At 68.2% G+C, this 25686-nt stretch carries 26 protein-coding genes; 13 read left to right on the plus strand and 13 right to left on the minus strand.

What is annotated here, in order from left to right; genetic code table 11:
* The first annotated feature begins 99 nt into the window (after window positions 1-99).
* Entirely contained in the window at window positions 100-2682 is a 2583-nt protein-coding gene (locus E0H45_RS27345) for a family 78 glycoside hydrolase catalytic domain (protein ID WP_238155314.1), read from the plus strand.
* On the opposite strand, the gene trmB is transcribed toward E0H45_RS27345, so the two are convergent.
* The 4 genes from trmB to E0H45_RS27365 all read right to left on the minus strand — a co-directional run bounded on the left by trmB (window position 2679) and on the right by E0H45_RS27365 (window position 7284).
* Window positions 2679-3374, minus strand: coding sequence for a tRNA (guanosine(46)-N7)-methyltransferase TrmB (trmB, locus tag E0H45_RS27350; RefSeq protein ID WP_131342544.1), 696 nt, complete (start codon window positions 3372-3374; stop codon window positions 2679-2681). The two genes, E0H45_RS27345 and trmB, sit on opposite strands and share 4 nt — an antisense overlap.
* A gap of 10 nt (window positions 3375-3384) precedes the next feature.
* Window positions 3385-3831, minus strand: a complete 447-nt coding sequence (locus E0H45_RS43385; RefSeq protein ID WP_131342546.1) for an SRPBCC family protein — start codon at window positions 3829-3831, stop codon at window positions 3385-3387.
* Window positions 3828-4139: an ArsR/SmtB family transcription factor gene (locus E0H45_RS43390; RefSeq protein ID WP_131342548.1), complete on the minus strand. Its 312-nt coding sequence runs from the start codon at window positions 4137-4139 to the stop codon at window positions 3828-3830. Before E0H45_RS43390 ends, E0H45_RS43385 begins: the two co-directional genes overlap by 4 nt.
* A 145-nt stretch (window positions 4140-4284) precedes the next feature.
* On the minus strand, window positions 4285-7284 hold the full coding sequence (locus E0H45_RS27365; RefSeq protein WP_131342550.1) for a bifunctional [glutamine synthetase] adenylyltransferase/[glutamine synthetase]-adenylyl-L-tyrosine phosphorylase: 3000 nt from the start codon (window positions 7282-7284) through the stop codon (window positions 4285-4287).
* A 165-nt stretch (window positions 7285-7449) separates the two neighbouring features.
* Between E0H45_RS27365 and E0H45_RS27370 the strand changes: the two genes are divergently transcribed.
* Window positions 7450-7944, plus strand: a complete 495-nt coding sequence (locus E0H45_RS27370) for a hypothetical protein (RefSeq protein ID WP_131342552.1) — start codon at window positions 7450-7452, stop codon at window positions 7942-7944.
* A 52-nt stretch (window positions 7945-7996) separates the two neighbouring features.
* Window positions 7997-8284, plus strand: a complete 288-nt coding sequence (locus E0H45_RS27375; RefSeq protein WP_131342554.1) for a YiaA/YiaB family inner membrane protein — start codon at window positions 7997-7999, stop codon at window positions 8282-8284.
* A 4-nt stretch (window positions 8285-8288) separates the two neighbouring features.
* Here the strand turns inward: E0H45_RS27375 and glnA are convergent, their stop codons facing one another.
* On the minus strand, window positions 8289-9629 hold the full coding sequence (gene glnA / locus E0H45_RS27380) for a type I glutamate--ammonia ligase (protein ID WP_131342556.1): 1341 nt from the start codon (window positions 9627-9629) through the stop codon (window positions 8289-8291).
* 129 nt (window positions 9630-9758) lie between these two features.
* Between glnA and E0H45_RS27385 the strand changes: the two genes are divergently transcribed.
* Window positions 9759-10166, plus strand: a complete 408-nt coding sequence (locus E0H45_RS27385) for a hypothetical protein (protein WP_131342558.1) — start codon at window positions 9759-9761, stop codon at window positions 10164-10166.
* Here the strand turns inward: E0H45_RS27385 and E0H45_RS27390 are convergent.
* Complete coding sequence (locus tag E0H45_RS27390) at window positions 10092-11045, minus strand: HTTM domain-containing protein (protein ID WP_131342560.1); 954 nt, start codon at window positions 11043-11045, stop codon at window positions 10092-10094. The two genes, E0H45_RS27385 and E0H45_RS27390, sit on opposite strands and share 75 nt — an antisense overlap.
* Window positions 11042-11512 (minus strand): hypothetical protein, encoded by a 471-nt coding sequence (locus tag E0H45_RS27395; RefSeq protein ID WP_238155316.1) that lies wholly within the window; start codon window positions 11510-11512, stop codon window positions 11042-11044. The genes E0H45_RS27390 and E0H45_RS27395 overlap by 4 nt, the downstream gene beginning before the upstream one ends.
* A gap of 101 nt (window positions 11513-11613) precedes the next feature.
* Here E0H45_RS27395 and E0H45_RS27400 point away from each other — a divergent pair, with 101 nt between their 5' ends.
* Window positions 11614-12246 carry a peptidoglycan recognition protein family protein gene (locus E0H45_RS27400; protein WP_202872528.1) on the plus strand — a complete coding sequence of 211 codons (633 nt, stop codon included), beginning with the start codon at window positions 11614-11616 and terminating at the stop codon, window positions 12244-12246.
* Here the strand turns inward: E0H45_RS27400 and E0H45_RS27405 are convergent.
* Complete coding sequence (locus E0H45_RS27405) at window positions 12192-13391, minus strand: DUF418 domain-containing protein (RefSeq protein WP_131342566.1); 1200 nt, start codon at window positions 13389-13391, stop codon at window positions 12192-12194. The genes E0H45_RS27400 and E0H45_RS27405 overlap by 55 nt on opposite strands.
* An 85-nt stretch (window positions 13392-13476) precedes the next feature.
* Between E0H45_RS27405 and E0H45_RS27410 the strand changes: the two genes are divergently transcribed.
* The 4 genes from E0H45_RS27410 (at window position 13477) to panB (ending at window position 19124) form a co-directional block, all read left to right on the plus strand.
* Window positions 13477-14121, plus strand: a complete 645-nt coding sequence (locus E0H45_RS27410) for a GNAT family N-acetyltransferase (RefSeq protein ID WP_165546608.1) — start codon at window positions 13477-13479, stop codon at window positions 14119-14121.
* A complete protein-coding gene (locus tag E0H45_RS27415; protein WP_165546609.1) occupies window positions 14118-14639 on the plus strand; it encodes a P-loop nucleotide/nucleoside kinase family protein in 522 nt (173 codons plus the stop codon). Before E0H45_RS27410 ends, E0H45_RS27415 begins: the two co-directional genes overlap by 4 nt.
* A 52-nt stretch (window positions 14640-14691) precedes the next feature.
* The gene (locus E0H45_RS27420) at window positions 14692-16464 is read left to right on the plus strand and encodes an NAD+ synthase (RefSeq protein ID WP_131342572.1); all 1773 of its coding nucleotides are present in this window, start codon (window positions 14692-14694) and stop codon (window positions 16462-16464) included.
* Between the two features lie 170 nt (window positions 16465-16634).
* Window positions 16635-19124, plus strand: coding sequence for a 3-methyl-2-oxobutanoate hydroxymethyltransferase (gene panB / locus E0H45_RS43790; RefSeq protein ID WP_337590421.1), 2490 nt, complete (start codon window positions 16635-16637; stop codon window positions 19122-19124).
* 93 nt (window positions 19125-19217) lie between these two features.
* Here the strand turns inward: panB and E0H45_RS27430 are convergent, their stop codons facing one another.
* Window positions 19218-20117 carry an aldo/keto reductase gene (locus E0H45_RS27430; RefSeq protein ID WP_131342574.1) on the minus strand — a complete coding sequence of 300 codons (900 nt, stop codon included), beginning with the start codon at window positions 20115-20117 and terminating at the stop codon, window positions 19218-19220.
* Between the two features lie 89 nt (window positions 20118-20206).
* Here E0H45_RS27430 and E0H45_RS27435 point away from each other — a divergent pair, with 89 nt between their 5' ends.
* Window positions 20207-20704, plus strand: coding sequence for an NUDIX hydrolase (locus E0H45_RS27435; RefSeq protein WP_131342576.1), 498 nt, complete (start codon window positions 20207-20209; stop codon window positions 20702-20704).
* A 1-nt stretch (window position 20705) separates the two neighbouring features.
* On the opposite strand, the gene E0H45_RS42585 is transcribed toward E0H45_RS27435, so the two are convergent.
* A complete protein-coding gene (locus E0H45_RS42585) occupies window positions 20706-20882 on the minus strand; it encodes a hypothetical protein (RefSeq protein ID WP_157996160.1) in 177 nt (58 codons plus the stop codon).
* Window positions 20883-20945: 63 nt separating this feature from the next.
* Window positions 20946-21692, minus strand: coding sequence for a helical backbone metal receptor (locus E0H45_RS27440; protein ID WP_131342578.1), 747 nt, complete (start codon window positions 21690-21692; stop codon window positions 20946-20948).
* A 295-nt stretch (window positions 21693-21987) separates the two neighbouring features.
* On the opposite strand from E0H45_RS27440, the gene E0H45_RS27445 reads away from it, so the two are divergent.
* Window positions 21988-22602: a histone H1-like repetitive region-containing protein gene (locus E0H45_RS27445; RefSeq protein WP_131342580.1), complete on the plus strand. Its 615-nt coding sequence runs from the start codon at window positions 21988-21990 to the stop codon at window positions 22600-22602.
* Window positions 22603-22693: 91 nt separating this feature from the next.
* Here E0H45_RS27445 and E0H45_RS27450 read toward each other — a convergent pair whose 3' ends face one another.
* Window positions 22694-22882 carry a hypothetical protein gene (locus E0H45_RS27450; RefSeq protein ID WP_131342582.1) on the minus strand — a complete coding sequence of 63 codons (189 nt, stop codon included), beginning with the start codon at window positions 22880-22882 and terminating at the stop codon, window positions 22694-22696.
* 55 nt (window positions 22883-22937) lie between these two features.
* Here E0H45_RS27450 and map point away from each other — a divergent pair, with 55 nt between their 5' ends.
* Together map and E0H45_RS27460 are read left to right on the plus strand one after the other, a co-directional pair.
* Window positions 22938-23786, plus strand: a complete 849-nt coding sequence (map, locus tag E0H45_RS27455) for a type I methionyl aminopeptidase (RefSeq protein ID WP_131342584.1) — start codon at window positions 22938-22940, stop codon at window positions 23784-23786.
* On the plus strand, window positions 23783-24166 hold the full coding sequence (locus E0H45_RS27460) for a GNAT family N-acetyltransferase (protein WP_131342586.1): 384 nt from the start codon (window positions 23783-23785) through the stop codon (window positions 24164-24166). The genes map and E0H45_RS27460 overlap by 4 nt, the downstream gene beginning before the upstream one ends.
* Here E0H45_RS27460 and E0H45_RS27465 read toward each other — a convergent pair.
* Window positions 24154-25650 carry a S10 family peptidase gene (locus E0H45_RS27465; protein ID WP_131342588.1) on the minus strand — a complete coding sequence of 499 codons (1497 nt, stop codon included), beginning with the start codon at window positions 25648-25650 and terminating at the stop codon, window positions 24154-24156. The genes E0H45_RS27460 and E0H45_RS27465 overlap by 13 nt on opposite strands.
* Window positions 25651-25686: the final 36 nt, after the last annotated feature.

The raw sequence follows: 25686 nt of genomic DNA on the forward strand, positions 1-25686 counted from the left end.
CTACGAATCACGAACCGAGACGAACGATCAGATTCGATCATCGGCCGGATCTGGTCAGACGGTTGAAAGCCGGACGCGCGACTGCCTACGGTCCTGAGCGTGCTGATCCCTCGATCTCTCAAGACCGAGTACGCCGCCCAGCCGCTCGGCGTCGACGTACCTCGGCCACGCTTCAGTTGGGTCGCCGTCGCCCCCGGGTACGGCGCGACGCAGACGGCGTACCAGATCCTGGTCGCCTCCGCGCCGGAGCTGCTGACGCCGGAGCGCGCCGACGTGTGGGACTCGGGCAAGGTCGAGACGGCGCGGACCTTCGGGATCGAGTACGACGGTCCGACGGCGCCGCGGACGCGGTACCACTGGACGGTCCGGCTGTGGGACGACGTGCCTGGTGAGTGGGCTGCACCGGAATGGTTCGAGACCGGTCTGCTTGACGAGGGGTTCGGGGCCGCGCAGTGGATCGGTGGCGTGACCGACAGCGCACCGCTCCTGCGGCGCGCGTTCGCCGTGGACGGCACGGTCCGGCGTGCCCGGCTCTACGCGAGCGGTCTCGGGTACGCCGATCTGCGGCTCAACGGGCAGGCGGTGAGTGACGCCGTACTCGACCCGGGCTTCACCGCCTACGACCACACCGTTCTCTACGTCACGCACGACGTGACCGAGCTCCTGCAGGCCGGCGACAACGTGGTCGGCACCGAACTGGGGCGTGGCTTCTTCGGCCTGACCTCGGTGAACGTCTGGCGCTGGCACGACACCCCGTGGACCGCCGACCCGCGGCTGATCGCCCGGCTGGTCGTCGAGTACGACGACGGCCGCGTGGACGAGGTGGTCACGGACGAGACGTGGCGCATCACGGGCGGCCCGACGCTGTCGGACTCGCTCTACGCCGGTGAGACGTACGACGCCCGGCGCGCGCTGCCCGGCTGGGACACGGCCGGGTTCGACGACTCCGCCTGGTCCGCGGCATCGGTCGTCGAGGCGCCCAAGGGGAAGCTGACCGCTCAGGCCCACGAGCCGATCCGGGTGGTCGAGACCGTCGACCCGGTCGAGGTCACCGAGGTCCGGCCGGGCGTGTGGATCGTGGACTTCGGGCGGACCGTGGCGGGCTGGACCCGGCTGTCCACCACCGCGCCGGCCGGGACGACGATCAGCCTCACCCACGGCGAGACGGTTGCTGATGGCAACGTGGCCGCCTGGAACGTGCACGTCGACGGCGACCGGATCCAGCGCGACGAGTACATCGCGGCCGGCACCGGCGTCGAGACCTGGGAGCCGCGGTTCTCCTACAAGGGCTTCCGGTACGTGCAGCTCGAGGGCGCGGCCGCCGACCTGCAACTGCGGGTGGTGAACTCGGACGTCCCGTCGGTGACCCGGTTCGCGTCGACGCAGGCGCCGTACGAGCAGTTCGAGCAGGCGATGCGGCGGACGATCCTCAGCAACCTGCACGGGATCCCGACCGATACGCCGTACTTCGAGAAGAACGGCTGGACCGGCGACGCGCAGGTCGGCGCGCCGACGATGCTCGCGACCCTCGATCTGGCGCGGTTCTTCACCAAATGGCTCGGCGACATCCGGGACAGCCAGGCCGACTCCGGGCAACTCCCGGTCATCGTGCCGACCAGCGGCTGGGGCTTCACAGACCTCTCCCCCGCGACCGAGTGGCCGACCGTCTATCCGTTCCTGTTGCGCGAGATGTACCGCTGGTACGGCGACGAGCGGCTGCTCCGCGAGCACTGGGACTCGCTGACGCGCTACCTCGCGTGGGAACTCGACCGGGTCGAGGACGGGTTGTCGGTGAGTGTGCTCGGCGACTGGCTGCCGCCCGGGTTCGGGAGCGGTCCGGCTCCGGAGGACCGGCGTTTGACGGGTACGGCGTACCTCTACCGGGCGCTCGTGGTCGCTGCGGAGATCGGCGAGCTGATCGGGCAGTCCAACGAGTACCGGAAAGCTGCAGACGAGCTCGCCGACGGGCTGAACCGGACGTTCCTCGATCGCGCCGAAGGCCGGTACCGGTCGGCCGACGACCCGGACTACCGGCAGACGTCGAACGCCGTACCGCTGGCGTTCGGGATCGTGCCGGACGAGCATGTCGAGCAGGTCGCGGCCGGGTTGGCCGCCGACGTCGAGGCACGTGGCTTCCATCTCAACACGGGATGCCTGGGCGTCGGCGTACTGCTGCCGGTGCTGACCGCCCACGGGTACGGCGACGTGGCAACGAAGGTCGCGCTGCAGCGGAGCTATCCGAGCTGGGGCTACTGGTTCGACCTCGGTGCGGACACCATGTGGGAGAAGTGGGAGGACGACTCGCGGTCGCGCAACCACTACTTCCAGGGCACGGTCGTGCAGTGGATCTTCGAGAACGTCGCCGGGCTACGCGTCGTCGACGCCGGCAGTGAGCGGATCGTCGTACGGCCGGATGCCCGCGACGAGGTGGACTCGGCGAGCATCCGGACCGAGACGATCCGCGGGCGGGTGGCGGTCTCGTGGAAGAAGAAGGGACGAGTCCTGTCGCTGGACGTGCTGGTGCCGGTCGGTACGACGGCCGAGGTCCACGTGCCGTCGGCGCGAGCTGCTGATGTCGACGCCGTACCGCAGGCGTTCGCGGGCTCGGCGACGTACGACGAGTGTTACACCGTCTATACCGTCGGCGCCGGGCAGTGGGCGTTCACGAGCCGGTCGGCCTAGATCTTGGCGTAGATGAGGTCGCGGACGTCGCGGCCCTCGGCCTGGGCGCGGGACTCGAACTTGGTGACCGGCCGCCACTCGGGCCGCGGGGCCCAGCCGTCATATTGGTTGCGCAATGACGGCTCGGCCGCGCAGACCTCGAGCATGCGGTCGGCGTAGTCTGCCCAGTCCGTTGCCAGGTGCAACGTCCCGCCCGGCTGCAGGCGGTCGGCGATCAGCGCGACGAACGGCGACGTGACGAGCCGGCGCTTGTGGTGCCGTTTCTTCGGCCACGGGTCCGGGAAGTAGATCCGTACGCCGGCCAGCGCGCCGGGGGCGACGTGATCACGCAGGAAGTCCAGCGCGTCACCCTGCAGCAGGCGGACGTTGTCGAGGTCGTACTTCTCCGCCCACAACATCAGCTGACCGAGACCGGCCGGATAGACCTCCGCGGCCACGTGATTGACCTCAGGCGCCGCGACGGCGAGCTGCGCGGTCGCCTCCCCCATCCCGGAGCCGATCTCCAGCACGGTCGGCGCCGTACGGCCGAACCACTCGGCCAGATCCAGCTCACCGGGCGGCAGATCCTCCTGGGTGCGGCCGAGCTCCGCCCACCGTGTCTCCCAGACGCGCTTCTGCCCGACCGTCATCCGCACGCTGCGGCGGACGGTGCTGAAGACACCGACTTGCCGGACCTGATCTGTCGCTCCCACCAGTCCAAGTTTAGGAGAAGGTGATCTCCAGGGTTCGGGAGGTCTCCAGGTAGGTCTTCAGGTTGGCGAGGATCGGGGCCCAGCCGTTCCGCCAGCCCTCGACGGTGTCCTCGGCGATCTCGTCGTGCACGACCTGCAGTTTCACCACGTTCTTCCCGGCCGGCTCGATGGTGAACGTCACCCGGCCCGGGGCCTCGTCGGCGCGGGACTCGAGGAACTCGTTCTTGAACGTGTAGGCCAGCGTTTTCGGCTCGTCGTACACCAGAACCTCGCCGCTGTCGGTCAGGCTGTCGTCGGCGCTGTCGTAGAAACGCACCGGTGCGCCAACCGTCCAGTCCGACTCGATCCGGCGGCCGAACCAGTACAGCTGGGTGAAAGCGCCCGAGGTGAGCGCCTCCCACAGCTTTTCGGGGGTGGTCTCGATGTAGGTCACATGGATCATCGCGGGCTTGCTCATGATTCCTCCAACGCCGCTTTCAATGCGCTGAGCGCACGCAGTTTGTCGCGTTCGTAGTTGCTCAGCCACCGCTCGGCGATCTCGTTGATCGGCACCGGGTTCAGGTAGTGGAGCTTGTGGCGTCCGCGTTTGACCGTGACCACAAGGTTCGCGTCCTCGAGAATCCGCAGGTGCTTGGTCACGCCCTGCCGGGTCAGGTCCGGCAGCAGCTCACACAGCTCCTGCAGGCTCTGCCCGTTGCGCTCCCGCAGGGCATCCAGCAACTGCCGCCGGCCCTCGTCGGCCAACGCCTTGAACACCAGCTCCACGCCCTCGACAATAGGCAACTAAAAGGTTGCCTGTCAACGCTGCGGACCGAAGAACGGGTAGTGGTCGACTCCGGCGTGCGGGCGCGGGCGGGTGGAGTGCGCGGATCGGAGGTCGGGCGGGACGACTACCCGTTCGTCCGTACGGTCAGTCGTCCCAGAAGAGGCGGGCAACCGTGTTGTGGGCGCGGCGGGTGGTGCGCAGGTAGTCGTCGGAGAAGCGGCCGGATTCGCCAGGTGGGTAGCCGCAGATCTGCGCCACGGCTGCCAGGTCGCGCGGATCGCGCGGGAGCGAGTCGCCGGGGCGGGCGCGAACCAGCATGACCGCGTTGCGGATCCGGGTCGCCAGCACCCAGGCCGCTTGCAGCGTCTCGGCCTCGGTGGGGTCGACGAGGTTGGCCTCCACCCCGGCCCGGAGCGCGGTGAGCGTGCGCGTCGTACGGAGACTGGGAACGCGGTGCGCTTCGCGGAGTTGCAGGAGCTGAACGGTCCACTCGATGTCGGCGAGCCCGCCGCGACCCAGCTTGGTGTGCGTACTCCGGTCGGCGCCGCGCGGCAGCCGCTCGGCGTCGACGCGCGCCTTGATCCGGCGGATCTCCATGACGTCGCGTTCGCTCACACCGTTCACCGGATAGCGCAGCGGGTCGATCAGTTCACGGAACGACTGACACAGGTCGGCGTCGCCGCACAACGGGTCGGCGCGGAGCAGGGCCTGTGCTTCCCACACAGCCGACCAGCGCGCGTAGTAGGAGGCGTACGACGCCAGCGTCCGGACCAACGGTCCTTGCCGGCCCTCGGGGCGCAGGTCCGCATCGATCGCGACGGCCGGATCGGCGCCGGGCAATGCCAGCATCCGGCGCAGCTCGGTCGCCGCCTGGGTCGCGAAGTCCGTCGCCTTCTTCTCGTCGGCGCCCGGCAGCGGGTCGTGCACGAACATCACGTCCGCGTCGCTGCCGTACCCGAGCTCGTGACCGCCGAACCGGCCCATCGCGACGATCGACATCCGGGTCGGCTCCGGCTCGCCCTCGGCAAGCAGGCGCTGTGCGACCGCCTTGCGCGCGACTTCGAGCGCGGCCGCCAGCGTGCCGACGGCGATATCGGTCAGCCCGTCGCCGACGGTCTCGACGTCGAGCAGGCCGGACAGGTCCGCCGCCGCGGTCCGGAACAGTTCACGGCGCCGTACGCCGCGGATCGCCGCGACCGCGGTCTCCGGCGAATCCTGCCGCCGGGCGGCGGCGGACATCTCGGTGAGCAGGGCCTCCTGGGTGCGCGGCGTCAGCTCTCGCTCGTCGGCGAACATCGCGGTCGCTTCCGGAGCACGCTGCAACAGGTCGACGGCGTACCGGCCGCTGGCCAGCAGGTGCGCCAACCGCTCGGCCGACGCGCCCTCGTCGCGCAACTGGCGCAGGTACCAGGGCGTCGAGCCGAGGGCGTCGGAGATCGTGCGGAACGCGAGCAGACCGGCGTCCGGGTCGGGTGATTCGGCGAACCAGCCGAGCATCGCGGGCAGCAACGCCTTCTGGATCGACGAACGCCGTGAGACCCCTTCGGACAGGGCTTCGATGTGCCGCAGTGCCGACGCCGGATCGGCGTACCCGAGGGCTGTCAGCCGCTGCTTGGCCGCCTCGGGCGTCAGGCGTACTTCGTCGCCTGGGATCCGCGCGACCGCCGCGAGCAGCGGGCGGTAGAACAGCTTCTCGTGCAGGCGCCGTACCTCGAGCGCGTGCTTCTTCCAGGCGGCGGTGAGATCGGTGACCGGGTTCTTCGTGAAGCCGAGCGAGCGGCCGAGCCGGCGCAGATCGGCCTCGTTGTCCGGAACCTGATGCGTACGGCGCAGGCGGAACAGCTGGATGCGGTGCTCCATCGACCGCAGGAAGCGGTAAGCATCCGCGAGTACGGCGCCGTCCGTGCGGCCGACGTACCCGCTGCTCGTCAGGGCTTCCAGTGCGACCAGCGTCGTACCGCTGCGGACCGACTCGTCGCTGCGACCGTGCACGAGCTGCAGAAGCTGTACGGCGAACTCCACATCGCGCAATCCGCCGGGACCGAGTTTCAGCTGCCGGTCCACGTCCGCAGCCGGGATGTGGTCGATGACGCGCCGGCGCATCGCCTGGACGTCGGCGACGAACCCTTCGCGGTCGGCGGCGGACCACGTGAGTTGACCGATCTTCTCGGAGTACTCACGACCGAGCTCGGCGTCGCCCGCGACCGGGCGAGCCTTGAGGAGGGCCTGGAACTCCCAGGTCTTCGCCCAGCGCTGGTAGTACGCGAGGTGGCTGTCGAGCGTGCGGACGAGCGGACCGGACTTGCCTTCCGGCCGGAGTGCGGCGTCGACCGGCCAGAGCGTGCCCTCGCCGGTGTGCGCCGAGCAGATCCGCATCGTGGCCGCGGCCAGCTGGGTCGCGGTCTTGAGGGCCGGCAGCTCCGGTTCGCCCTCGAGCGGCTCGGCGACGAACAGTACGTCGACATCGCTGACGTAGTTGAGCTCCCGGCCACCACATTTGCCCATGGCAATGATCGCGAGCCGGCAGCCGGCGGCGCCGGGATGCGCCGCGAAGTAGTCGTTGCGGGCGATGTGCAGAGCGGTCTCGAGCGCACCTCCGGCGAGATCCGCGAGTACGGCGGCGACCTCGTCGACGAGCAGCCCCTCGGCGAGATCCCGGGCAGCGAGCCGGAGCAGCAGGCGCCGGTACTCGACCCGCAGCGCGTCGACCGGATTGTCGGCGTCGACGGCGGTCGCGAGCTTGGCGGCGACATCCTCCACCGACGGCCGGGCGCCCGCGAGCGCCGGGTCGGCGAGGTCGTACCAGTGCCGTGGATGTACGCCGAGATGCCGCCCGAGCGCCTCGCTCGCGCCGAGCACGTACACGAGCCGGCGGCGGAAGCCGTCGTCCATCTCGAGGGTGCGGGCGAACGCGGCGAGATCGTGATTGTTCCGGTGCAGCGCCTCGGCCATCGCGCAGAGGCTCTGCAGCGCGAGATCGGGATCAGCCGACTCCGAGAGCGTCGTGATCAGCTGCTCGGTGGCCAGCGGACTGTGCGAGTCCAGCGCGTCCAGGTCCTCGAGGATGCCGGCCGCCCGCTGCGGATCCTCGAACCCCAGCCGAACCAGCCGGCCCTCCCACGACCCCCTCCGCCCGTCAGCCACCCCCGCAGGCTACCCAATCCCCCACTTTGAGAAGCCACCAACCACTTTCGGGCCCGCGAAATGGTTGGTGGCTTCTCAAAGTCGCGGCTGGATCTCGGGTTGGTTGCGGTGAATACACGGTGTCGTGTAGCGAACTCGCTCAGTAGTCGGGCATGATGACTGTCCATGGTCATGATGACGGGGTCGCTCGCCGTGCGCGGCACGGTGGTGTGGTTGACACCCCAGCAGGGCGGACGAGTCTCCGGGCCGCCGGAGCCGGACTACGACTACGACTACACGGCGACCGCGTACCTGCCGCCCCGCACGCCCGAGGACGGCCAGGCCGGGATCGCGCTGCGCCACTTCTCGCCGGGTGCCTGGCGGACGCCGGCCGACGGAATTCTCGTTCCTGCCAAGGGAAATCGGGCCCAGCAGGTGATCCCCGGCTGCATCGTGATCATCACCGAAGGCGTCCGCCCCGTCGGCCTGCTGACCGTCGAAGAGGTCAACGCCCTGGCCCCCGACGGCACCCCGGTCGTTGCCGCCGCCCCCACTCTCGAAGCAGCTGTCCAGACGCCCCCGGTCGCCGACGAACCGCCGTACCGGCACTCCACCGCAGCCTCTCGCTGGGCCTCCCAGCACGCCTCCGACGACGCCCCGCCCCAGACCGCCGGCGTCTGAACCGAGTGGTTCTACGGATGTGGCGGCGGCTCCGGCGGTCGACGATTCCGGCATGACGAAAAGAATCCAGCCGCAGCAGACGGCAGCGTTCTACGCGCAGGCGGTCGCGTCCTTCGGGATCTCGGTCTCGGCAATGGTGATCGCCCTGGCGTACCTACCGGCCGAACCCTGGGTACGGGCGTTCCTCGCACTCGGACTGTTGTACGTCGTCACGTCGACGGTCGTGCTGTGCAAGGTGGTCCGGGACCGGCAAGAGATCTCCGTAGTGACCAACCGGGTCGACCAGGCCCGCCTGGACAAACTCCTCACCGACCATGACCCCTTCAAGGTCGACGGCTGAGGTCCTACAGAACCGGCAGGAGCTTGTTGAGTTCGAAGGGGGTTACCTGGCGGCGGTAGTCCTGCCATTCGGCGCGCTTGTTGCGGAGGAAGAAGTCGAAGACGTGCTCGCCGAGGGTCTCGGCGACCAGTTCGCTGTCCTCCATCGCGCTGATGGCTTCGGCGAGGCTGCCGGGCAGGGGCTTGATGCCGAGCGCCTTGCGTTCGCGCGGCGTCAGGGACCAGATGTCTTCCTCGACCTCGACGGGGAGCTCGTAGCCCTCCTCGATGCCCTTCAGGCCGGCGGCGAGCATCAGCGCGAACGCGAGGTACGGGTTCGCGGCCGAGTCGAGCGACCGGAACTCGACGCGCGAGGACTGCCCCTTGTGCGGCTTGTACATCGGCACCCGCACGAGGGCGGACCGGTTGTTGTGACCCCACGAGACGAACGAGGGCGCCTCGTCCCCGACCGCGAGCCGCTTGTACGAGTTCACCCACTGGTTCGTCACCGCGGTGATCTCGGCCGCGTGCTGCAGCAGGCCGGCGATGAACGCCCGTCCGGTCTTCGACAGCTGGTACTGCGCGCCGCCCTCGAAGAACGCGTTGCGGTCACCCTCGAACAGCGACATGTGGGTGTGCATCCCGGACCCGGGCTGATCCGACAACGGCTTCGGCATGAACGACGCGTAGATCCCCTGCGAGAGCGCCACCTCCTTCACCACGACGCGGAACGTCATGATGTTGTCGGCGGTCGACAGCGCGTCGGCGTACCGCAGGTCGATCTCCTGCTGTCCCGGACCGCCCTCGTGGTGGCTGAACTCGACCGAGATCCCCATCGACTCGAGCATCGTGATCGCCTCGCGGCGGAAGTCGTTGCCGATGCCCTGCGGCGTGTGGTCGAAGTACCCGGACGAGTCGACCGGCTCCGGCGTCGTACCGGGTGCGCCGGTGAGCGACTTGAACAGGTAGAACTCGATCTCCGGGTGCGTGTAGAACGTGAACCCGAGATCGGCCGCCTTCGACAGCGTGCGCTTCAGGACGTGCCGCGGGTCGGCGAACGACGCCGAGCCGTCGGGCATGTTGATGTCGCAGAACATCCGCGCGGTGCCCATCGTCTCGCCCCGCCAGGGCAGGATCTGGAACGTCGACGGGTCCGGTTTGGCCAGCATGTCGGCCTCGGTCACCCGGGCGAATCCCTCGATCGCCGACCCGTCGAACCCGAGTCCTTCCGCGAACGCGCTCTCCAGCTCCGCCGGCGCGACCGCGACCGACTTCAGGAACCCGAGCACGTCGGTGAACCAGAGCCGCACGAAACGCACGTCGCGCTCCTCCAGCGCGCGCAGTACGAACTCCTGCTGCTTGTCCATCAGTCCACCTCTCACCGGAACATCTCTCAGGCACATCACGGGGTCTCTCACAGTGTGCCCCGCCCTTGTTAAGCAGACGTTACGTGGCAGGCCGGATATGACCGCATTCAGGGCCTAGCGTGTCCTTTTGTGCAGACGATCTTCCACGCCGCCCTGATCGTGGCCGCGGTCCTCTGCCTCAGCGACCTGATCGTCAGCACCGCCCGCTTCGCGCAGTCGCTGCGGCGTAAGCGACCTGCCGAGCGGGACGTGCTCGGGCGCCGCTGGCTGCCGATCCCGGAGCTCGGGTTCGGGATGTGCGCGTTCTGCTGCCCGGGCCTGGTCACGCTCGGGCTGACGCATCACAACGCCGACAACCTGCCGACCCGCCAGATCCTGCTCGCCGCCCTGGTCTTCGGGTACGCCGGCGCCGTACTGTCCCGGGTCGTCCGGACGCCGGGCCCCGGCGGCCGCCGGTTCAAGCTACGCGCCGGCCTGCTGCTCGGCCTGCCGGCCGTGTTCGGTCTGGTCTTCGGCCTCTCGGGCATCGCCGTCTGAGCCGGCCGCGCTGGCTGAGCGGGCTGAGGCGGCTGAGCGGGCTGCGCGGCGGGACCGGTACCACGGTACGACGCGTTCCAGCGGCGCGAACGCGAGCCAGCAGACGACCGTCGGCAGGAAGTGGATCAGCAGGATCGCCGTGTTCGCCGCATGGAACCCGACGAAGAACAGCGCCCCGAACAGCTGCCAGCGCCCCTTGAGCCACAGAATCACCGGCGAGCAGAACTCCCCGATGATGCCGACCCACTGCATCACGTGCAGCACCCACGGGTAATGCAGCAACCACTCCCCGACCGGGTGCGGCCGCCGCACGATCGCCCACGTCAGTACGGCGCTGCCGGGCCAGGTCAGCGCCCATCCGGCACTGCGCAGTTTCGCGACCGCGGACAGGAAGTACGTCGCGATCACGCAGATCTGGATGCACCGGATCGCCCACCCGGCCGCCTCCGACCGAGTCTGGTCGCCGTACGACGCGATGCCCCGGCTGCCCGCTTTCACGGTCGGCAGGACCCAGAGCGCGATGACCAGCGCGAGGTGGTCGTGGTCGACCTTGCCGTCGCTCATCCCGATCAGCACCCACCAGGTGAACGCCGGCGCGACGATCCAGCCGGCAACCCGCGGGAAGTAGTTCGTCGCCCCGAGCAGGCACGCGACGATCAGGACGACGTACAGGACTGTCGTGTTCGCGACGGACGGTTTCGGCAGGTCGAGGAGCCGGGCGAGCAGCAACGGCTCGTACAGCCCGGGGTGCTCGCCCTTGTCGCGGGTGTCGCGGACGAACGCGTGCATGTCGAGGATGACGAACAGGTACAGGATCGTCCGCAACCAGGCGATCCGCGCCAGCGCGATCACCGGCGTGAACCAGTTGGCGACTCTCATCGGCGTACCTCCCAGGTCGCGAGCACCTGGGATGTCGGCGGTCCTTCGACCTTGCCCTTCACCAGTTGGGTCGTGTCACGGATGAGCTCGAGCTTCACGTACTTCGGCTGGTCAGGATGCTTGCGCGCCCACCCGTCCGCGACCTGCTGCAGCAGCGACGGGTCCTTCACGATCTCCCCGGCCCGTGCCTCGATCTCGGCCCGCGCGACCCCGGCGCCTTCGATGTTCAGCGGTACGTCGACCGTCGTGCCGGCGTCCGTCACCGCGCTCACCCGGGTGTAGTCGATCCTGGCGTCGTCCGGCACCGACATCGCGTACTGCGACATCGGACCGAACGGCCAGGCGTCGTCACTGGCGCGCACCGAACCGTTGATCAGCAGGCCGATGCCGGCGACCGCGACGAGTACCCGCACCGTCTTGCCGACCCGCCCCACCCGCACCACGTCCGGTGCCTGACTCTGTGTCACCACGTCATTAGATCATTCCGGTTTGGAGGCCTCGACGGTAGGGGATTTTCTATAACATGACCGCCCCAGAAAATTTCCAACATGAGCTGGCATCGACACTGGTGTCCCGGCGTACGATCCTCGGCGCAACTGCCGGCGGCGTACTGCTCGGTGGCATCACCCTCCCGACAGCGGCGCACGCCGCCCCCGCGCCGCGCTGCTACACGCGCACCGAGTGGTCCGCGCGTCCTCCCAAGTCCGCGACACAGGTGATCGGCAAGCCCGACCACATCGTCATCCACCACACCGCGAGCCCGAACGTCACCGACTACTCGCTCGCCGCGGCGTACAAGGTTCAGCACTGGATCCAGGACCTGCACATGGACACCAACGGCTGGATCGACATCGGCAACCAGCTCACGATCAGCCGCGGCGGGTTCCTGATGGAGGGCCGCAGCAAGTCGCTGTCGTCGATCAACAACGGGCAGAACGTGCTCGGCGCGCAGACGGCGAACAACAACAGCCACACGATCGGCATCGAGCACGAGGGCATCTACGTGAGCGAGGACGTGCCGGTCGCACTGTTCGACATGTCGGCGCTGACGTGCGCGTGGTTGTGCACGAAGTACGGTCTGGACCCGCAGGTCGCGATCGTCGGGCACCGGGACTACAACACGACGCAGTGCCCGGGTGACGTGTTCTACGCACGGCTCCCGGAGTTGCGGGATCGCGTGTCCGAGATCGTCCTGGGCTGATACGTGATCCTGCGAATCAGGAGCTCGAACGGTCCGCGGTAGCCGGCGCGTCGCATCCGGTCGGCGAGCAGCACGGTCGCCAGCCAGGTCGCGACGGCGAGCAGAGCTGTCGTGGTCGTGGCGAGCGTGTCCGACAGGTCGAGCAGGTACGGCGTGAACACGACCGCCCAGACGACGGACTGGGCCAGGTAGCACGTCAACGATCGTTGTCCGACGGCGGCGACCGCCACGGTCACACGGCCCTGGCGGTCGCCCCCAGAACGGCTCAGCCGATGTGCGATCAGCACGATCAGAGCGGCGTACCCGAATCCGCCGAAGACACCGGCTGCGTCGTGCAACGGTCCGAGGACCGTCACCGCGTGGTCGCTCGGCCGGGAGAGTACGCCGCCGACGACGAGCGAGACCGGGAGCGCGCCGAGGATCGCGATGGTGAGGCCGAGCAGCGCCGTCGTACGCAGCAGGGTGAGGTGCTCGGCCGGGCGTTCGAGGATCCGGCGGCGACCCGCCCACAGGCCGATCAGGAACGGCGTCACGAAGCCGATCCAGCCGAGGCCGGCGATGAACGGCTGCACGACCAACCGGTCGGGGAACTGACCGAGGAAGGTTGCCGGGAGCATCGAAGGATCGGGACCTTCGGCGGAGCCGGCGAGGGTGTCGCCGCTGGGCAGTGCGGTGAGGACAAGGACCGCGGTGGCGACGACGAACAGCCAACGGTCCTTCCAGCGCAGGGCCCAGACGCCGAGGAACAGAAGTACGCCGTACGCCGCGAGGATGTCGCCGACGTACAGCAGCATCGCGTGCAGGAAACCGAGCACGACCAGGACGAGGCTGCGGCGCCACAGCAGTTTGCGGATCGGCCACCAGTCGTTGCCGGATTCGCGTTGGCGGCGGACGATCTGCGCGACGCCGTACCCGAAGAGGACGCCGAACATCGGGAACGCGCGACCGTCGACGAGGGTCGAGATCAGCAGACCGACCACGTGGTCGACGGGCGATCCCGCGGTGGGGAAGCCGCTGAAGTACTCGTGGCCGGCGATGAAGTAGTGCGAGTTCGCCAAGGCGATGAAGAGCAGCATGAAGCCGCGGGCGAGGTCCGGGCCCAGCGCGCGTTCGCTCAGTCCGGTCGGCCCGCTCTGGGTGCTCATGGTTCTTAGTCAATCCACGCGGCGTCGGCGGCACATCCGACGAAAGTCCCTGCCACGTGAACCTTCGTCGCTGTTCGATATGTGCATGCACGACGAAGCCTTGAATCGTTGGCAGCGTGGGTGGTCGGCCTCCCGCGGGTGGACCGACTTCCAATGCATCGACGACGTCACGGTCGTCCGGATCGGCGAGCCGGAGCGGCGGGTCGAGTACGTCGCGACCGAGCAGCACGCCACCGCCGCCGCGCATCTCGCGCTGACCGACTGCAATCCGCCCGGTACGTCGTGGCTCACGATCGCCGCCGGCGCGGCGGATCGCGTCGCCGCCGACCTCCGGCCGTTCGAGATCGTCCGCACCGAATGGCTGATGACTGTCCGGCTGGCCGACCAGGTGTCGTATCCCGTTCCCCCGCCGTACTCCCTCGAACTCTCCGCCACGCCGTCGGTGGTCGAAGCACAGGTCTACGAGTACGGCGAGATCGCCGCCACCGGACGGATGGCGATCCTGCACACCGGCGCCGTCGCCGACATGATCCAGACCGATCCCGCCCACCGCCGCCGCGGTCTCGCGCGGGCCGTCATGACCGCCCTCGGACACGCTGCCCGATGCCGCTCCGCCACCACCGCCTACCTGGCCGCCTCCCCCGACGGTCGCCGCCTCTACAAGTGCCTCGGCTGGACCACCCTCACTCCCCTCGTCGTGGCCCGCACCTCGCTAACGTCGTCACGGTGAAGCAGATCATCGCGTTCACCGGACTGCCGGGAACCGGAAAGTCGACGCTGGCCGAACAACTGGCCACCGAAACCGGAGTCCCGGCTTTCGCCGGCGACTGGTTGCTCGGAGCCCTCAGACCGCACGGCGTCCTCGGCGGCCTCGACCGTCCGGCGTTCCTGGCGATGTACTACGACCTCCTCGGAACCCTCGTCGAACGGCAGTTGATGCTCGGGCAGTCGGCGATCGTGGACTGTCTGGTCAACGAGGAGATCGCGGAGCGGTGGGGGCAACTGGCCGCGAGGTACGACGGGCGGCTGCGGATCGTGGAGTGCGTCTGCAGCGATGAAGGTGAGCACCGCCGGCGGCTGGAAGGGCGGCGGCGTGGGATCCCCGGATGGCACGAGGTGGGGTGGGACCACGTGCTGCGGATGCGGAGTGAGTACCCCCAGTTGGAGGGTGAGCGGCTGACCGTGGACGCGATGGAGACCGTGGAACGCAACCTCGATCAGGTGCGGACTTTCCTTCGGCATTCGTAAGAGGTTGGCAACGGGCGTGGGGTCGGGCCGTGGGAACCAGTAATGTGCTCTCGTGCCTCAGCTTCGGGTAGCGCTTGCTCAACTCAATGTGACCGTCGGTGACATCGACGGGAACACCGACAAGATCGTCGCGTGGACCCGGAACGCGGTCGAGCGAGGCGCGCACGTGGTCGCGTTCCCCGAGCTCGGGCTGACCGGTTACCCGGTGGAGGATCTCGCGCTGCGCGCGTCGTTCGTGGACGCCTCGCAGTCCCGGATCCACTCGCTCGCGAAGCGGCTCGCCGACGAAGGACTCGGCGACATCGTGGTGATCTGCGGGTACCTCGACCGGGCCGGCGGTACGGCGATGGGCATCGACCGCCTCGGCCGCCCGAAGGGCTCCCCCACCAACGCCGCCGCGGTCATCCACCAGGGCCGCGTCGTCACGAGTGCCGTGAAGCACCACCTGCCGAACTACGGCGTCTTCGACGAGTTCCGGCACTTCGTCCCCGGCAACACGTTGCAGGTCGTCCGCATCCACGGCGTCGACGTCGCCCTCGTGATCTGCGAGGACCTCTGGCAGGACGGCGGACCCGTCGCGGTCACCCGCGAGGCCGGTGCGGGCCTGCTGCTCGTCGTCAACAGTTCGCCGTACGAGGCCAACAAGGACGACGTCCGCGGTGATCTCGTCCGGCGCCGCGCCCGCGAGGCCGGCTGCGCGCTCGCGTACGTGAACCTGGTCGGCGGCCAGGACGAACTGGTCTTCGACGGCGACTCGCTGATCGCCGATGCCGACGGCAAGATCTTCGCCCGCGCGCCGCAGTTCGAGCAGGGCAGCATGGTCGTCGACCTCGACCTTCCGGCCGCCTCGGGTACGCCGTCCGGCACCCACGAAGGTATCGAGATCGTGCACACCGTCCTCCAGGACGACGAGCTCCCGCCGTACGAGGCGATCGAGTCGAACATCGCGCCGCGGCTGTCCGACGAGGCCGAGATGTACGGCGCGATCGTCACCGGCCTGCGCGACTACGTCCAGAAGAACGGGTTCAAGTCGGTGCTGCTCGGACTGTCCGGCGGCATCGACTCCTCGCTGGTCGCCGCGATCGCCTGCGACGCGATCGGCGCCGAGCACGTGTTCGGGATCTCCAACCCGAGCGTGTACTCCAGCGACCACTCCAAGGACGACGCCGCCGACCTCGCCGCGCGGACCGGCCTGAACTACCGCGTCGTACCGATCCAGCCGATGGTGCAGCCGTTCCTGGACACGCTCGGCCTGACCGGGCTCGCCGAGGAGAACCTGCAGGCGCGGGTCCGCGCGGTGATCTGGATGGGGTTGTCGAACGCCGACGGCCACCTGGTGCTTGCCTGCGGCAACAAATCGGAGCTGTCCGTCGGCTACTCGACGATCTACGGTGACGCGGTCGGCGGGTACGCGCCGCTGAAGGACGTCCCGAAGACGCTCGTCTGGCGGCTCGCCAAATGGCGGAACGCGGACGCGAAGGAGAAGGGGCAGCAGCCCCCGATCCCGGCGAACTCGATCGCCAAACCGCCGTCTGCCGAGCTCCGCCCCGGGCAGCAGGACACCGACTCGCTGCCGCCGTACGACCTGCTCGACGACATGCTGGACGACTACGTCGAACAGGACCGCGGCAGTGCTGAGCTCGTCGCCGCCGGCTTCGAGACCGGGCTGGTCACCCAGGTGATCCAGCTCGTCGACCGAGCGGAGTACAAGCGCCGGCAGTACCCACCGGGCCCGAAGATCACCCACAAGGCCTTCGGCCGGGACCGTCGGCTGCCGATCACCAATGCATGGCGTGAGGACGCACGAAAGGCGGCCGGGCACTGAGTGACTCCTGGCGGTACCGCCCATCCCAGCCCGACCCCTGGGCCCAGGATCAGTCGTGGGGCTCCACCGAGGAGACCCACGACCGCTCCGGCCTGCCCAAGGAGGATGTGAGCGATCGCTCACCCACAGGCGGTGGCGCTCACCCTCCGCAACGGTGGGACGATGAGCGCATGGTTGACAACTTCCTGTCGGCCGGTACCCAGGGTGACGACGAGGAGTTGCCCTCGCCGTACGGGACCGGACCGGCGAACCGGGCAACCGAGGAACACCGCCGCTCGGACTACGACAACGACAGTTGGCGGGACCGCGACTCTGCTGGTTCAGGGTGGGGTCTCGACCCTTCACCGTCGCTGCCGAACGCGCCGCGGACGTACGAGCGCGGCCCGGTGCCGCAGCAGCCGTACGTCCCGAAGCCGCCGTACCTGCCGAGTGCGCCACCTCCTTCGCAGCAGCCGCCGCGGGTAGAGCGGCAGGAGTACCACGGAGAGTCGCGGGAGGAGTCGTACGGGCGGGAGTACCAAGAGCAGAACCCGTTCCGGCCGCAGCCACCCGCGCAACAACCTCCGCAGGCACCGCCGCAGGGGCGGCCTAGTCCGTTCGGGCCTGGGTCCGGTTCTGGGTCCGGGAGTAACGGTGTGTCAGGTGGGGCGCAGCCGCGGCCGGCTCAGCCCCCCGTACCTCCGTCGCCGGCGCCTCAGTCGCAGGCGCCTTCGGCTCCGGGTGGCAGCGGTACGCCGCAGCGCCCGTCGCAGCCGTCCAACGGCAGCACGAACTGGAGCAGTCCGGCACCACAGACGAGCCCGTTCGCGCCACAGCCGTCGGCTGGTGGTCAACCTGCGGCGAACAACGGAACCAGCAACGGGCTGAACCACGGGTCGAGCAACGGGCTGAGTAGTCACGGGTCGAGCAACGGCACGAGCAACGGCAACGGGTTCAGCAGCAACGGGTCTGGCAATGGGCTGAATAATGGGTTGGGTCCGCAGCAGCCGCCGCGGCCTCCGCAGCGTCTGCAACCACCGGACGCACCAAGTGCCCAGGAGTCGAGCCGCGGTCAGGAACCACCGCGCCGCTACGAGCCGGGCCCGGGACCCGAACCGATCTGGGGCCACGACCGCACTCCCGAGCCAACTCGCGCACCCGAGCCACCCCGCTCGGCCGAGCCGCCCCGCTCCCCTGAGCCCGACAACGCCCGCCGCCAAGAAGAAGCGGTCCGGCAAGAGCCACCCCGTCGGCCGGAAGACCCCAGCAGAGACGAAGCAACCCAGCGACGCGAGGACGCTGAACGCCGCCTGGAAGCACTGCGGCGTCAGGACGCGGAGCAACGCGAAGCAGCTCGGCGACGCGAACAGGCCCGACAGCGCGCGGAGGCTGAGCGGCGGCAGGGTGTGGGTGAAGAGACTCAGCCTCAGGAGATTCGGCTCCGGGCTGGTGAGCAGGACGCGGCTCCTGGGGTGCGGGACAACGGGTATCTGTCGGACCCGAGTGCCGAGTACGAGAGCAACGCACCGGTCAGCGACGAACCTGCTGGCGAACAACCGCACGTGCCTGGCGCGGCTCGCCCGATCGGAGCCCGTCGGCGCGCGGACGTCCAGCAGGACGCCCCCAGCCAGGTCTCCACAGAACAGCTCACCTCACACCGAGCAGGACGCCGCGCACAACCAACCAGTCCGTCGGCGAACACCGCACCAGGTGCGGACGTATCCGCGAGCGCTGTGGTCAGCCCGGCGGCGAGCCAGGCTGTGAGCAACACACCGGCTGTGGTTGCGAGTGTCGCGCCCGGTGCGGACGCGGAGGTTTCGCCGTACGGCGGAGGTGCTGGGAAGCCGGCCGGTGGAGGTGTAGCGGCTGGTGATGGGGTGAAGCGGCCGCGGCGGTACCGGATCCATCATCTGCGGGACTTCAAGAGCCGCGGTGAGAAGTGGGCGATGCTGACGGCGTACGACCAGTACACCGCCGAGATCTTCGACCAGGCCGGCATCCCGGTGCTGCTCGTCGGTGACTCCGCCGCGAACAACGTGTTCGGCTACGACACGACCCTGCGCGTGACGGTCGACGAGCTCATCCCGCTGGCGCGTGCGGTTGCCGGCGCGGTCGAGCACTCGCTGGTTGTCGCGGACCTGCCGTTCGGTTCGTACCAGGCGTCGCCGGAGCAGGCGTTCCACACGGCCGTGCGGTTCATGAAGGAAGCCGGCGTCCACGCGGTGAAGCTCGAGGGCGGGCGGACCGTCGTACCGATGGTCGAGAAGCTCACGCAGTCCGGCATCCCGGTGATGGCGCATATCGGTTTCACGCCGCAGAGCGAGCACAGCATCGGCGGGTACCGCGTTCAGGGCCGGGGCGATCAGGCGGCCGGTCTGATCGACGACGCCGTGGCGCTCGCCGAGGCCGGTGCGTTCTCGGTGGTGCTGGAGATGGTCCCGGGCGACGTCGCCGCGGAGATCACCAAGCGCATCCCGATCCCGACGATCGGCATCGGCGCCGGCCGCGACACCGACGCCCAGGTGCTGGTGTGGCAGGACATGGCAGGCCTCCGCTCCGGCACCATGCCGCGCTTCGTCAAGCAGTACGCCGACCTGCGCGGCATCCTGACCAACGCCGCCACCACGTACGCGTCCGAGGTCGCCTCGGGCGCGTTCCCGGGAGACGAACACACCTTCTGACGCCACTCTGCACCTCCCCGGTAGTTGTCCGGAGACGTGGCGGCTGCGACAACGACTGCGAAGTCCGGTGCGCTGCGTCAGGCCCTCAGGCCGTCAAATCCATGGGAGCGATGAGCGTTCGGTCCAGTACTCCTCGGGTTGTTGTGCGAACTCGGTGAGCGGGCCGTCGGTGCGGTAGGCGAGATTGCTGGTCAGTTGGGCCGTCGTGGTTGCTCCGCTGAGGACCACGTCGGCCCATGGCTGAGCGACAGCCGCGCCGACGGCCAGTGCGTCAGGTGCGACGCCGTGCTGCTGGGCGAACTCGTTGAACGGCGTCTCGCCGCCGCGGGACGTGAGGCGGCCGTTGGCGACCGCCTCCTTGACGACGACGAACCAGCCGGCGTCGTGCGCCTCGGCGAGTGCACCGCCGGCTGACGTCTCCAGGACGTTCCAGGTGGCTTGTACGGCGGAGAACGGCGTACCGGAGGACAACGCCTTGCGCAGCGTCTCGGCCTGTCGTGGACCGCTCGTGGAGAGACCGACGCGGACACCGGAGTCCGCGAGTTCGCGCAGCCGATCCAGCAAGCGCTTGTCCTCGAGCGCGGGACTGTCGAACGTCAGGCTGTGCACGAGGTAGAAGTCCGGTGGTCCACCAAGCGCTTGAAGGGTCTCCGGCCATTGGCGTTCGAACGTCGCGAGGCTGTGGTCCTTCACCTCGTGCGTCTCCACGTCGTGCCGCCAGTCGGCGACGTACGTGTAACCCCATTTCGACCCGACGGTCATCGCCGTACGGCGTTCCGGTGTGATCCACTCTCCGAGGAACTGCTCGGCAAGACCGTACGAACGCGCGGCGTCGAAATACCGAACACCTGCCTGCCACGCCTGCTCCAGCAGCTCGTGTGTCCGCACCCGCAGATCCTCGACGGCACGTCGCGGCGGCAGGTCCTCGTCGTGCCCGAGATTGATGTAGCCGGGACGCCCGAGCGCTGCCAGTCCGAGACCGATACTTGCCATGTCTTCGATCGTAGATGTCCACAGCAACCATGTGAGACGCGCCGCAGCACCCGACGCAGAGCGAGCAGTTTCCTTTAGCGTTTTGTGGTGTGAGCGAATCCCAGTTGCCACCACCAGGAACGGTCCGACACCGTACGACGGCCCGCGTGCTGCCGGTGCGTCCGGACGGCAAGGTGCTGCTGCTGCACGGCTGGGATCCGCTGAAGCCGCAGACGCCGTACTGGTTCACGATCGGCGGTGGCGTCGAATCCGGTGAGACGGTCGCGGAAGCGGCCGGCCGCGAACTGCGCGAAGAGGTCGGCATCGTGCTGCCGATCGACGCGCTCGGCACACCGGTGGCGACGAACACGATCGAGTTCGAGTGGGGTGGCTGCCGGATCGTCCAGCACCAGACGTTCTTCGCGGTCGCGGTGGACAGCGTCGACGTGACGTTCGCGAACCAGGAGGAGCTGGAGCTGCAGACCATCAGCGCACACGGCTGGTGGTACGGCGACGATCTCGAGGCGACCGGTCAGGCCGCGCACGTCACGATCCCCGGAATGCTCCGGCGGGCAGCGGACGTGATCACGCTGCGCCGGGCGTCCTGAGTCAGCGCTTGCGGGCTTCTTTGAGGACCTTCTTCGGGACCTTCTTGTCCACCTCGTAGTGCACGCGATCGAGCCGCTCGGCGCAGCCTGCCTTGGACAGGCGCAGCAGGACGACCGGGCACTTCTTGCACCTCGGCTTGTCCTTGCAGCACTTCTTCTTCGCGGTCATCGACGGCACGCGGTGAGCGTAGGTGAGGCATACCTAACCCGTCTAGAGGTCGCGCGGCGATCGTGGCGGACGTCACGAAAGCTGTCCGCTCAGCAGTTCGCGGGCCTGCACGAGTGACGGTCCGTACCAGGTCAGATGCCGTCCCGACACACACCGGGCGGGATTCGTGAACGCCTCCGGTCCGTCGTCCGGTGAAAACGGATATGGCTCGTCCGGCAGCACCACGATGTCGTAGTCCGGCAACACGTCCAGGTCGATCCGCGGATAACGTTCACGAGATTCTCCAAGGACGTTGTCGATACCGATCCGCGACAACAGATCGCCTGCGAACGTGTCCCGGCCGAGCGCCATCCACGGCCGCCGCCAGATCGGTATCACGGCCCGCCGGCGCATTCCGGCGTACGGCGTACTCCACACCGTCCGCGCATCGTGCAACCACTGCGGTTCGCCGCCGATGATCGCGGACAGCATGCGACCGAGCGAGTCGAGTGATTCGGGCACTGTCGTCGGCGCCGTCACCCAGACCGCGATTCCACTCGTTCGCAACGCGTCGAGATCGGCCGCGCGATTCTCCTCCGCGTTCGCGACGACGACGTCCGGTGCGAGTGCGTGGATGCGATCGACGTCGGGATTCTTGGTGCCTCGAAGACGTACTACGTCGAGGTCCGCGGGATGCGTGCACCAGTCGGTAGCACCAACGATTTCGGCCGGATGCGTGACCGCGATCGACTCCGTCAACGACGGCACGATGCTCACCACACGACGCACCTCGTCGGGTAGTTCGACGACGTTGCGCAGGTCGTCGTACGCACTCTTCATCTGCTCGTTGCACCTCACGTTCGCAGGACGTTGCCGAGGACAACACTCGTCGATCGGGGCGTTCGATGGCCAGATTGTGCGCGTGTCGCCAAGAAATTATTCAGCCTATCCGGCATGCTCAGGGCGCGGCGGAATCCCTTCTGCACAAGGATTCTCGGCATTTAGCCGCCAGTACGCCGCCAGTTCTCCTTAACCTGCGGACGTTTCCGGTGCTTTACGTAGCGCACAAGTGTTGTCATCATCATGACGACGAGGAATCCACCGTGGTTTTCCTCAGCCGCACCAAGGAGGCAGAGTGCCAGCCAAGAAGGCAGCCGCAGGGAAGGCGACAGCCAAAAAGGCTTCTCCCGCCAAGAAGACTGTCGCGAAGAAGACCAGCGCCGCGAAGACAACGACCGCGCGCAAGGTCAGCGCAGCAAAGAAGACAGCGACGAAGAAGGTGAGTGCGGCCAAGAAGACCGCCGCCAAGAAGACGGTGGCGAAGAAGGCGCCGGCCAAGAAGACCACCGCCAAGAAGGCCCCCGCGAAGAAGGTCGCGGCCAAGAAGGCTCCGGCGAAGAAGGTCACGGCCAGGAAGACCGTCGCGAAGAAGGCGCCGGCGAAGCGCGCGACCGCTGCGAAGAAGACGACGACGGCAGCGCGGAAGACGACGGCCAAGAAGACTGTCGCGAAGAAGACCGTCGCCAAGAAGGCGCCGGCGAAGAAGGTCGCAGCGAAGAAGGCTCCGGCCAAGAAGGCTCCGGCCCGCAAGGTCGCCGCCAAGAAGGCGCCGGCGAAGCGCGTCGCCGCGAAGAAGGCACCGGCCCGCACCGCCGCGAAGAAGTCCGCGGTGAAGAAGACCGCTGCGAAGAAGGCACCGGCGCGCAAGGCTCCGGCCCGGAAGACCGCGGCCAAGCGGGTAGCCCGCTGACCTTCACGTCAGCAAGCAACAGAAGTCAGTAACGGCTGAGGGGCACCACCGCGTTCGGTGGTGCCCCTCAGCACGTCGTCGGAGCCGGACCTCAGTCGTCGTTCCACTTCGGGTCGTTGTCCCAGGCCTCGTTGCGTTCCTGGGCCTTCTCCAGGGCGCGCGCGGCTTCCTCGGGCGTGCTGTACGGCCCGAGCCGGTCCCCCGACTTCGCACCCTGGTACGGCTCGACCTTGCCGGTCTTGGTGTTGTAGTACCACTCGTTGCTGTGATCGTCACTCATCTGGATGACCACCTCCTGGGAGTCTTGTCGCAGCGCTCTCTAGAATGATCTCACCATGTCGATCCTTACCTCTGGCGTCATTTCGCCGCGCCGCGATGTACCTGCTTCCATTCCGCGTCCGGAGTACGTCGACAAGCCGGCGCCTACGCCGTTCGACGGGTCCTACGTGACGGTGCCCGAGCTGGTCGACAAGATGCGGGTCGCGAGCAAGCTCGCCGCGCAGGCGTTGCAGGCGGTCGGTGCGGCGGCGAAGCCAGGCGTGACCACAGACGAGCTCGACAGGGTCGGCCACGAGTACCTGGTCGACCGCGGCGCGTACCCGTCGACGCTCGGCTACCGCGGCTACCCGAAGTCGCTGTGCACGTCGGTGAACGAGGTGATCTGCCACGGCATCCCCGACGACCGTCCACTCGAGGACGGCGACATCGTCAACGTCGACATCACGGCGTTCCTGGACGGTGTGCACGGCGACACCAACGCGACGTTCCTGGTCGGCGATGTCGACGAGGAGAGCCGGCTGCTCGTCGAGCGCACGCTCGAGGCGCTGAACCGCGCCATCAAGGCGGTCAAGCCCGGTCGTCAGGTGAGCATCATCGGCCGCGTGATCGAGTCGTACGCCAAGCGGTTCGGGTACGGCGTGGTGCGCGACTTCACCGGCCACGGCATCTCGACGTCGTTCCACTCCGGCCTGATCATCCCGCACTACGACGACGAGCGTTTCGACGACGTGATCGAGCCCGGGATGACGTTCACGATCGAGCCGATGCTGACGCTCGGCACGTACGAGTACGACCTGTGGGACGACGGCTGGACCGCGACCACGAAGGACAAGTCGCGGACGGCACAGTTCGAGCACACCCTGGTAGTCACCGACACCGGCGCCGAAGTACTCACCGTGCCGTGACCGTCACGCAGTACCAGGAGACCCACCTGCCGGGGATCCTCGCGATCTGCGAAGCGGAGAACTGGCCGAGCCTGCCCGCCGACTCGGCTCGCGCGCACGCGGTCTTCACTGCTCCCGGCGTGACGACCGTCGTCGCGCTCGACGGCGACCAGGTCATCGGCTTCGCGTACCTGCAGAGCGACGGCCACATCCAGGCTCACCTGTCCCAGATGGCCGTCCACCGCGCGTACCGCCGCAAGGGCATCGGCCGCGCCCTCCTCGAGTACGCCGCACCTCTGACCGGCGCCCAACGCGTAGACCTGGTCACCGACACCGCCGAGGACTTCTACCAGTCCTTCGAACACCGCACCTACACCGGCTTCCGCATCTACCCTTCCTGACCGCCTCGGTTGGAGGATGCGGTGATGAACGTGCCTAGATCGGCAGACTGCTGGATGCGGGACTGGTCGTGGACGTACATCATGTGACCGGCCGGGTAGTACTTCGTTTCGATGTTGGTGGTCAGTTCGGCGGGGATCCGCAGGCGGGCGAGAGTGTGCTCGGTGGCGAAGTACGGCGTCGCACCGTCGTAGTGGCCGGAGGCGACGTGCACCTTCAGGTGCGGGTTGCCGCGCATCGCCTCGGCGAGCTTGTCCGCAACCGAGATCTGCTGGCCCTCGAACTCCTTGAACGACCAGTTCTTCGCGGCGTCCATGTTGATGACCTCGTACGGCAGGTCGTTCTCGTAGCCGAGCTCGACGCGCACGTAATGGTTGAGCGCCGCGGAGTACGGCCCGGTGATCGCGTTCATCGACGGGTCGCGATCCGGTGTCTCCGAGCCGTAGTCCGCGGTCCATCCGGTGAAGCGACCGTCGAGACGTCCGACCGTTTGGCGGCGGGAGCGCAACAGCTCACCGAAGAACCGCATGTGCTCGATCCGCAGGTTCACGCGATCGATGTAGTCCTCGCTCAACCCGGTCAGCGACGCCAGCCGGGTGACCACCTCGGCGCGGTAGTCCGCCGGGATTCGGTTGCCCTGGGCAAGCGCATTCGGGTACCTACCGGCCGCGAACCGTTCCGCGTCCGCGAGCACGTCCTCCAGCGACCGGTCCGGAACCATCCCGTGGTAGTGCGCAATCGCGGCGTACGACGGAAGGAACAACGTGTACGGCAGGTCGTTGCCCGGTGTGAAGTCGAGCGGCCCGAACTCCAGCGCCGCCGAGATCAGCATGACGCCGTTGAGGTACATCCCGTACCGCTGCTGCAGATGCGCGGCCAGCCCGGCCGCACGCGTCGTACCGTAGGACTCGCCGGCCAGGAACTTCGGCGACATCCAGCGCCCGTTCCGCGACGTCCACAGCCGGATCACCTCACCGACCGACTCCAGGTCGCGCGTGAACCCGTGGTAGTCCCCCGGCTTCTCCCCCTCCGCGGCCCGTGAGAACCCTGTCGATACCGGGTCGATGAACACCACGTCGCTGTACTTCAGCAACGTCTCGGCGTTGTCGACGATCGAGTACGGCGGGGGCGCGAGCTCACCCACGTCGCCGGAGACCACCCGGCGCGGGCCGAGCAGACCGAGATGCAGCCAGATGCTCGACGATCCCGGGCCGCCGTTGAACGCGAACGTCACCGGACGGTCCTCGGCGTCCGCGTCGTCCAGCGTGTACGCGGTGAGGAACACCTCCGCCTTCGGCTTCAGCCCGTCGAACTTGCCGTCGGTGAACACCTCCTCGCGGAGCACGATCCGTCCGGTGGTCGCCGTGTACCGCAACTCCTGCCCGTCGACCGTCAGCGTGTGCTGCGTCGTCACCAGGTCGTCGACCGGCTTCGCGGGCTTGGTCTCCGGCTTGGTCTCGGGGTCGGTGTGCTCCTCGTTGGCCATGTCGAGCACCTTAATCCACCGTTGCAACCACTAGCG

The sequence above is a fragment of the Kribbella soli genome, assembly GCF_004331345.1.
GTDB classification, from domain to species: domain Bacteria; phylum Actinomycetota; class Actinomycetes; order Propionibacteriales; family Kribbellaceae; genus Kribbella; species Kribbella soli.